Origin of the sequence: Quadrisphaera sp. RL12-1S (assembly GCF_014270065.1) — a bacterium.
GTDB lineage: Bacteria > Actinomycetota > Actinomycetes > Actinomycetales > Quadrisphaeraceae > Quadrisphaera.
Genome location: NZ_JACNME010000004.1, coordinates 489,097 through 496,408, shown reverse-complemented (window position 1 = coordinate 496,408; position 7,312 = coordinate 489,097). Strand labels below are relative to the sequence as shown.

Genomic DNA, 7,312 nt, shown 5'->3' with positions numbered 1-7,312 from the left:
CATCGTCGCGGCAGCAGGGGCCAGCACCGCCAGCAGCGTCACTTACCTGACCCCGGTGGTTGCTGCGGTAGTGGGGGTGAGCGTGCTGGGTGAGCACGTGCAGTGGAACCAGCCGGTGGGCGCAGTGGTGGTGCTGATCGGGATCGCCGTCTCCCAGGGGCTGCACCGCGCGGTCGCGGCCCGGATCTCGCGCAGCAACTCCTCGCGCTCGTCCGGGTGAGGATCCCAAGTGAGACGAACGACGGTCTTGAGCGCCGCGGGGTCGCGACGTGCGCCACACGGACGGTGAGCTGTGGTCAGCGCGCTTCACCCAAGCCCCTGCTGGTCGATGTCAGGCGGCGAAGCTGCTCCTGCGTTCGCTGGAGCTGGGCCTGCTTCGCGGTGAGGGCTTCAGCGATGAGGTCCAGTTCGGCACGCAGGTCGGGGCACATCTGAAGCTGGGTTCCACGGTCGCCGGTCCGAACGCAGTCGAAGTAGCGCTTGATGGTCGAGGTCCCCATCCCGGCACAGATCAACGCCCTGATCTGTGCCACACGCGTGACGTCAGCCAGCGAGTAGTCGCGGTATCCGCTAGAGGAGCGATCTGGAACCAGGATGCCGACGTCTTCGTAGTGCCGCAGCGCTCGTGCGCTGACCCCTGACAGAGCGGAGAGCTCACCAATCCGCATCCCACCCCCACTGCCTGACTTGACCTTCACGCTGACGGGAAGCCCTACCGTCCAGCGGCATGACCCCAGACCCGACACGCCCGCAGGCGATCATCATCCACGGGTACGGCGCGACGCCGGCGGACCACTGGTTCGGTTGGCTGGCCGAGCAGCTGGAAGCTGCCGGTGTCGAGACCCAGATCCCCGCCCTTCCCGATCCGATGAACCCCGACCCAGTGCGGTGGGAACACCACGTGCGCGCCGCGCTCGGAACCCCGGACGAGCAGACCTCCGTCGTCGCTCACAGCCTGGGCTGCCTCACGGTCCTGCGCTGCCTCAGCCGTCTGCCGGAGCGGTGGCGCCTTGGAACCCTCGTCCTGGTGGCCGGATTCGTCGAGCGACTGCCCGCCCTCCCGAACTTGGACGCCTACATCGCCGACGGGTGTGACGTCACCGGCATCAGCGAGCACGTCGGACGCGTCGTCATCATCCGGTCCGAGGACGACGCCTTTGTGCCGCCCGCCCACTCCGATCGCCTCGCGGCCCTGCTCGATGCACCCGTGCGCGTGATCCCGGGTGCTGGACACTTCCTCGCCGCCGAGGGGGTCACCGCGCTTCCTGCAGCTCGCGATGCCATCACCACCTAGATGGCCTGGTCACATTTCGATGAGATCGCGATCTTGAGGCGGCAGCGCATCAGCTGCCGCAGCCGACAGGAGGTGCCTCGTTGTCCTCCCTGACCGAGATGACAGCGCGCCCAGGTAGGGATTCCGTGTGCGACGGACGGCGGCCCTGAGCGCGAAAGCGGCGCGACGTGCACCATGCGGGACGGTCAGCGGTCCTCGAGTGCGATCAGGAAAGACTGCTCGTGCTGATCAGTCGTCGTGGCTGAGGTCAACGGCGATGACGTTCGACATCAACGACAACGACCGCGTCCACCTCGGGGCCGGCAGCCTGAAGGAGAGAGCCGTCGGCGGCGTGGATGGCGGAACCGCCCGCCGTTTCGGGGAACCCGTGGCGGGGACCAACTGCGCCGGCGGCGCTGGCCACCGCGACCGCGGCGCCGCACGCCTTGGCGTTCGCGACCGCACGGGAGCGAATGATGGCCAGAGCCGCGGGCTCATCGATCACGCCCGCGGCGTAGAGGTCGACACCCAGCGCTGCTGTTGCAGCTGTGTGCTCGCCGATGCCGGTGTCGCGGCAGACGGCCAGCCCGACGCGCCAGCCGTCGACGTCGATCACTGTCGCGCCTGGGCCGGGATGGAACGCCCCGTTCTCAGCGCCGTGCAGGTGTGCTTTGCGGTAGACGACCCGCACCCCCGATCCGTCAACAGCGACCACGGCGATCGAGCGCCGGCCACCCTCATCAACCGGCGCCCCGACCAGAGCGGTCGTGCCGAGAGCGGAGCAGGCCGACGCGATCAGGTCCCAACATGGGTCGTCGAGGGCGACCGGTGCAGCGTCGAGCACATACCCGGTCAACGAGAGCTCTGGGAAGACGACCAGGCGAGCGTGAGCGAGCTCGATGGCTTGGACGTGGGCGGCTGCGGTGGCGCTCAGATCGCCGAGGATGACGAGGGGCTGAGCGACGGCGACGCGCAGGCGATCGGTCACGAGCCCATCATGACCTTGCTCCCGCGCTCGTGAAGCGACGGCCGGTGCTCGCGCTGGAGGTGGACGCGAAGCGGCGTGGCGGTCCCACTGCGATGGATCCGCCGACCAAGGAGCGGCCGGTGTAGGTTCGAGAAAGATCATCGGATGGCGTTGATGCGTGCTCGGCCAGCTCTGGGCTGCGCGCAGCAGCGATCACGGGACCCGGAGGTGAGGCAGTGAGCGAACCGGTGCCTGTGGACCTGGTGAGCGCTTGCCTGGCTGGTCTGCCGTGTCGGTACGACGGTCGCTCACTGCCTGACCCTTCGGTGGTTCAGGCCGTGCGTGAGGGGCGTGCTGTCCCGGCGTGCGCTGAACAGCTGGCGGGCCTTGACACTCCTCGCGCCGCTGCGGAACTGGTAGGTGGGGACGGCCACGACGTGCTGGCAGGGCGCGCACGAGTCCTCACTGCTGACGGAGAGGACGTCACGACGGACTACGTGCGTGGCGCTGAACTGGTGGCAGATCTAGCCGTTCGTCATGGCCTCAACACAGCGGTCCTGCAAGCTCGCAGTCCCTCTTGCGGATGCGGGTCGGTGTACGACGGAACGCACAGTGGAGTGCTGGTCGCGGGCGACGGTGTGGTGACGGCAGTGCTGCGGCAGCGGGGTTTGCAGGTCAGGTCCGTGAGAGGCCAGCGCCCACCGACCTGACGTGCCGATGTTGGAACTGTCCGCGCCGCCGCATTCCACCTCTGGGGACCGAGGCGTGGCTCTGTCAGAGGCGCTGACCGCGTCCAGTGGGGCGGAGCGGGCGACGGGAGGTGCCGACCTCGTGCTGGGTCGGTCGGGGATCCCATCTGCTACAGACGGCGGCTCCGGCCGCCGGCGCACCGAGACGGCACCAAGGCCGGGCGGTCAGCGGTCCTCGTCTGCGACGGCTGCGCGAATGTTGGGCGTCGGTGCTGGCGATGGTTGCTCTCGGTCCAGATGTTCGCCGACATGGCGGGTGCGACCAGGGCCGGCGTCTCCTACGACGCCGGCGGCGTGAGGCATGAACGCTGCTTTGGTGACCCGTCAGAAGATCTCCTGCGCGTCCGGAGTGGTGGGCCAACCCCAAGCCGCGGAGGCAGCTGCCAACGCGCCGGTCTTCAGTTCGATTACACGACCGGCGCGGGCCAGGTCGGCCAGCGTCGTCGCGCCGAAGTGAGCCGCACCGAGGTCGCTGACGTCCATGCTCAGATCAGGGGCTCGGTCGCTGCGAGTGATCTGGGCCCGCTGCCCATCATCGGCCACGGTGACCCGCCAGCGCCCTGCGTTGGCCGGTAGAAGATCGTCCTCGACCTCCACCACCACGTCCACGTCGCGGCTGTAGGCGCGCATGGACAGCGCCGTGGGCAGGTCCACCAGGCGCACCCACAGGGCGTCATCGACGCGGGCGTCCATCCGCCGGTGGTCGCTGAGCAGGTGCGCCAGCGGATCCGGCAAGGGACGGGAGCTGCACGTCAGGGTGCGCCGCAGGTCGGTGTCCAGCAGGAACCGCCACAGCTGCGCATGCGTGGCGGCGTCCAGCGCACTGATCTCCTGGACCGCGACTTCGCCGGTGGGCACGGCCGCCGGTGCACCCTCGCGCAGGCGATAGGCCGCATACCCGGTAGCGCCGGCGGGCCCTATGGCGACGACGAGCTCGGCGGCGGGGCCGTCGTCGTCACCGAGGAGCTGCTGCCAGCGGCGCTCGTCGCGGGCCAGGGTTCCCGGGCGGGTGGTGGCCTGCTTCTCGTGGATGCCCACCAGGTGCGGTAATGCCTGCTCCAGGCTCATCAGCCGCAGCTGCGCACCGGATGAGGCGGCCAGAGCGGTAGCTCGGGGGGTGAAGACGGCGTGGGCCAGGTCGACTTCGATGCGGGAGCGCCACGTCGCCAATCCGTAGCCGAACCGCTGGTACAGCGGGGCCTCAGTGGTCCACAGTGCCGAGATCGACTCCCCGTCGGCGGCGAACTGACGCAGCTGGTGGTGCAGCAGCGCGCTCTGCACACCGCGGCGGCGGTGGGTGGGATCGACACTGACCATCCACACGCCGGCAACCGGGGCCTGGGCACCGCCGGGCAGCGTCATTGTCAGGGAGTAGGTGCTGGTGGTGCCGACAACGTGTCCGTCTTCCGCAGTGGTGTCGACAGCGACCAGGGTCCGGTCGATCTCGATGGCGCGCGCCGCGATGACCTCATCGGCGGCCGCACGGCGCTGTCCCCACCCGAAGGCCCGCCACACCGTGTCCATCGCTGCGTCGTGCTGGCCGGGCGCCAGGGGCTGCACGACGTACGGCGCGGGGATCTTGGGCTCCACCTGCGATGGGTACCGAATGTGCGGTGAGGCTGTCCACCCAATATTGCGGTCCCGAATCCACTTCGCTTGGGGATCCCAACTGCGACGACCAGCGCCGGCGGCCGGTGAAGCGTCCTGGAGGCGCCACGGCGTCCGATGACCGATCCTCATCCGGTCAGCCATGAGAGCCTTAGGATCACCGGTGGGTAGCTGACGCCCTGCCAGTGCCGTCTGCAGGCGGACCCCCGCCTCTATCGGCAGGCCCAGCAAACACACCGATCGCCACCACCGCTGATAAGGCGTTGACCACCACCGCGGCACGCCGGGGGCGATGGGCGTAGGTGCCGCGTAGACCCGTGAGGTCGGGGGCGCCCTCTGGCGATCCCGGGCGTGCAGACTGCGCCATCTGGTCCCGTCTACTCCTAACGAGCCGACCTTGAAGCGGGGCGTCTTCGGCTCAGCCGGCCCAGCGAAGAGGCCGCCGACAGGATCGACAGATAGACCACGAGCCCTGCAAGGCCGGCCGACCAGCCCGCAGTGTCGATGAGCTGAGCACTACCGAGCCCGAACAGCGCTGCCCCCAGCATCCACAGCAGATTCATGGCTCGATCGCTCCTGGCGCGCTCACCGCTCCAGCAGGTGAGCTCCCACGCTTGAGGGCTGGCCTTGATGACGTCAGCTGCCAGCGTCAACAGTGCAGCGGCCACCACCAGCGCACCGGCACCGAGCATGATCGAATCCTGCACTCATCGCTTCGCCCAGGCAACCGGATGGTGAGGCGGCAGTCGGTCTGCGCCAGTACCCGGTGAGCGACCGTGCTGCGTTCAGCGTCTCGTAGACGACCGCTGACCGGCCGCCTCGGCGCACCTAGCGGCGCACTGGCGCTCGAGGCCGTCAGCCGTCGCAGATGGGATGGTGAGCGAGACGCCTCGGCAGCCGGACGAGGGGCTGACCGGGTGAGGCCCCGCGCCGGCCATCGTCCGCGGCCGCCGGTGTGTTCACCGTGGATGGGCAACGGCTCACGCCGCCGTCGGCCCAGACGCGATGAGGCGTCCCGGGCCGGCCAGCCCAGGAGACCACCATGACCGGCCTGCTCATCGGCTACGCCCGCTGCTCTACCGACGGCCAAGACCTCACCGCCCAACGCAACGCCCTGACCGACCTCGGCGTCGAACCCACCCGCATCTACGTCGACCACGGCCTGACCGGCACCAACCGCGACAGACCCGGACTGCGAGAAGCGATGGCAGCCTGCCGAGACGGCGACACCTTGGTCGTCACCAAGCTCGACCGCCTGGCCCGCTCCTTGCCCGATGCCCGAGCCATCCTGGAGGAGCTCACCACCCGACAGGTCCGCCTCAGTCTGGGTGGGTCGCTGCACGACCCGACCGACCCCGTGGGCCGGCTGCTGTTCAACGTCCTGGCGATGGTCGCCGAGTTCGAAGCCGACCTGATCCGGATGCGCACCCGCGAGGGCATGAAGGTCGCCCGCGCCAAGGGTCACCTGCGGGGCAAGCCGCCGAAACTGAGCCGGACCCAGGAGGCGCACCTGGTGGAGCTGATGGGCGAGGGTCGTCACAGCGCCACCGAGGTCGGGGAGCTGTTCTCGGTCTCGCGCGCGACGGTCTACCGCGCCCTGCGGCGCGCGTCGATGGCGTCGACTACGAACTGCGCCACGCCGTCTGCGCCGGCGCCGCGGTGAGGCCCGCGGCAGTCTCGGCAGGGGCGACCTCCCGAGACAGCCGTCGCCACGCGGCACAGTTCCACGCACCTCGACGGCGCGGGATCTCAGAGCGTCCGGTCAGCGGTGGCCCTCCGCACGGCGGTCAGCTGCCCTGGGCCTGCCGGGATACGCCCTCCCACTGCTTCCACGTCTCCAGCCGCTTCGCGTACAGCTCCGGCACCGCGGTGGTCGGGCCGCTGCCGAACAGCACCCGCAGCGGCGGCTCCTCCGCATCGACGACCCGCAGCAGCGCCTGCGCCGCAGCAGCCGGGTCACCCGGCGTCGCCGTGGAGTACCGCTCCCGGGTGGCGTCGCGCACCGGCTGGTACTCGGGCATCTCCTCGCTGTGGTGCGCCGAGGCCCCCGACCAGTCCGTGGAGAACCCACCCGGCTCAACCAGGGTGACCTTGATGCCCTGGCCGGCGACCTCCTGAGACAGAGACTCGGTCAGCCCCTCGAGTGCCCACTTGGAGGCGTGGTAGGCCCCGATGCCGGGGAAGGCGGCGATGCCACCGACGCTGGTGATCTGGATGATGTGCCCGCTGCCCTGGGCGCGCATGACCGGCAGCGCCGCTTGCGTCACCCACACCGCCCCGAAGAGGTTGGCCTCCATCTGCTCGCGCAGGTCGGCCTCGCTGAGCTCCTCGACCGCACCGAAGTGCCCGTAGCCAGCGTTGTTGACCACCACGTCCAGTCGGCCCAGCTCTTGGGCGGCGCGGGCGACGGCCTCGCGGTCTGCGGCGCGGTCGGTGACGTCCAGCTGCAGCGGCAGCAGGGCGTCGCCGTGCTCAGCGCGCAGGTCGTCGAGGCTGGAGGTGTCGCGGGCGGTGGCGGCCACGCGGTCACCGCGGGCCAGGGCCGCCTTGGTGAACTCGCGGCCGAAGCCGCGCGAGGCGCCGGTGATGAACCACGTCTTGGTCATGCACCTCCACTACCCGGTCGCGCGCGACGCAATCCCGCGGAGCGACCAACAGCCGCGTCGGGGCGAGCACCCGCCCCTGTGGCGCTTGGTGCACCAGGGCCGACGCGCG

9 protein-coding genes are annotated in these 7,312 nt (G+C 69.9%); 4 read left to right on the top strand and 5 right to left on the bottom strand.

Going from position 1 to position 7,312, the window contains the following annotated elements; all coding sequences use genetic code 11:
• On the top strand, nucleotides 1-220 hold a 220-nt coding region (locus H7K62_RS10910), incomplete at its 5' end, for an EamA family transporter (protein ID WP_186717926.1).
• A gap of 76 nt (nucleotides 221-296) precedes the next feature.
• On the opposite strand, the gene H7K62_RS10905 is transcribed toward H7K62_RS10910, so the two are convergent.
• Nucleotides 297-698, bottom strand: coding sequence for a MerR family transcriptional regulator (locus H7K62_RS10905; protein WP_222437373.1), 402 nt, complete (start codon nucleotides 696-698; stop codon nucleotides 297-299).
• Nucleotides 699-727: 29 nt separating this feature from the next.
• Here H7K62_RS10905 and H7K62_RS10900 point away from each other — a divergent pair, with 29 nt between their 5' ends.
• The gene (locus H7K62_RS10900; protein ID WP_186717925.1) at nucleotides 728-1,294 is read left to right on the top strand and encodes an RBBP9/YdeN family alpha/beta hydrolase; all 567 of its coding nucleotides are present in this window, start codon (nucleotides 728-730) and stop codon (nucleotides 1,292-1,294) included.
• A gap of 247 nt (nucleotides 1,295-1,541) precedes the next feature.
• Here H7K62_RS10900 and H7K62_RS10895 read toward each other — a convergent pair whose 3' ends face one another.
• A complete protein-coding gene (locus H7K62_RS10895) occupies nucleotides 1,542-2,261 on the bottom strand; it encodes a carbon-nitrogen hydrolase family protein (protein WP_186717924.1) in 720 nt (239 codons plus the stop codon).
• 233 nt (nucleotides 2,262-2,494) lie between these two features.
• Here H7K62_RS10895 and H7K62_RS10890 point away from each other — a divergent pair, with 233 nt between their 5' ends.
• Nucleotides 2,495-2,950 (top strand): 2-thiouracil desulfurase family protein, encoded by a 456-nt coding sequence (locus H7K62_RS10890; RefSeq protein WP_186718049.1) that lies wholly within the window; start codon nucleotides 2,495-2,497, stop codon nucleotides 2,948-2,950.
• Between the two features lie 363 nt (nucleotides 2,951-3,313).
• On the opposite strand, the gene H7K62_RS10885 is transcribed toward H7K62_RS10890, so the two are convergent.
• Nucleotides 3,314-4,579, bottom strand: coding sequence for a GNAT family N-acetyltransferase (locus H7K62_RS10885; protein WP_186717923.1), 1,266 nt, complete (start codon nucleotides 4,577-4,579; stop codon nucleotides 3,314-3,316).
• A gap of 401 nt (nucleotides 4,580-4,980) precedes the next feature.
• The gene (locus tag H7K62_RS10880; RefSeq protein ID WP_186717922.1) at nucleotides 4,981-5,304 is read right to left on the bottom strand and encodes a hypothetical protein; all 324 of its coding nucleotides are present in this window, start codon (nucleotides 5,302-5,304) and stop codon (nucleotides 4,981-4,983) included.
• Between the two features lie 335 nt (nucleotides 5,305-5,639).
• Between H7K62_RS10880 and H7K62_RS10875 the strand changes: the two genes are divergently transcribed.
• On the top strand, nucleotides 5,640-6,260 hold the full coding sequence (locus H7K62_RS10875; protein ID WP_186717921.1) for a recombinase family protein: 621 nt from the start codon (nucleotides 5,640-5,642) through the stop codon (nucleotides 6,258-6,260).
• 124 nt (nucleotides 6,261-6,384) lie between these two features.
• On the opposite strand, the gene H7K62_RS10870 is transcribed toward H7K62_RS10875, so the two are convergent.
• The gene (locus H7K62_RS10870) at nucleotides 6,385-7,203 is read right to left on the bottom strand and encodes an SDR family oxidoreductase (protein WP_186717920.1); all 819 of its coding nucleotides are present in this window, start codon (nucleotides 7,201-7,203) and stop codon (nucleotides 6,385-6,387) included.
• Nucleotides 7,204-7,312 lie beyond the last annotated feature (109 nt).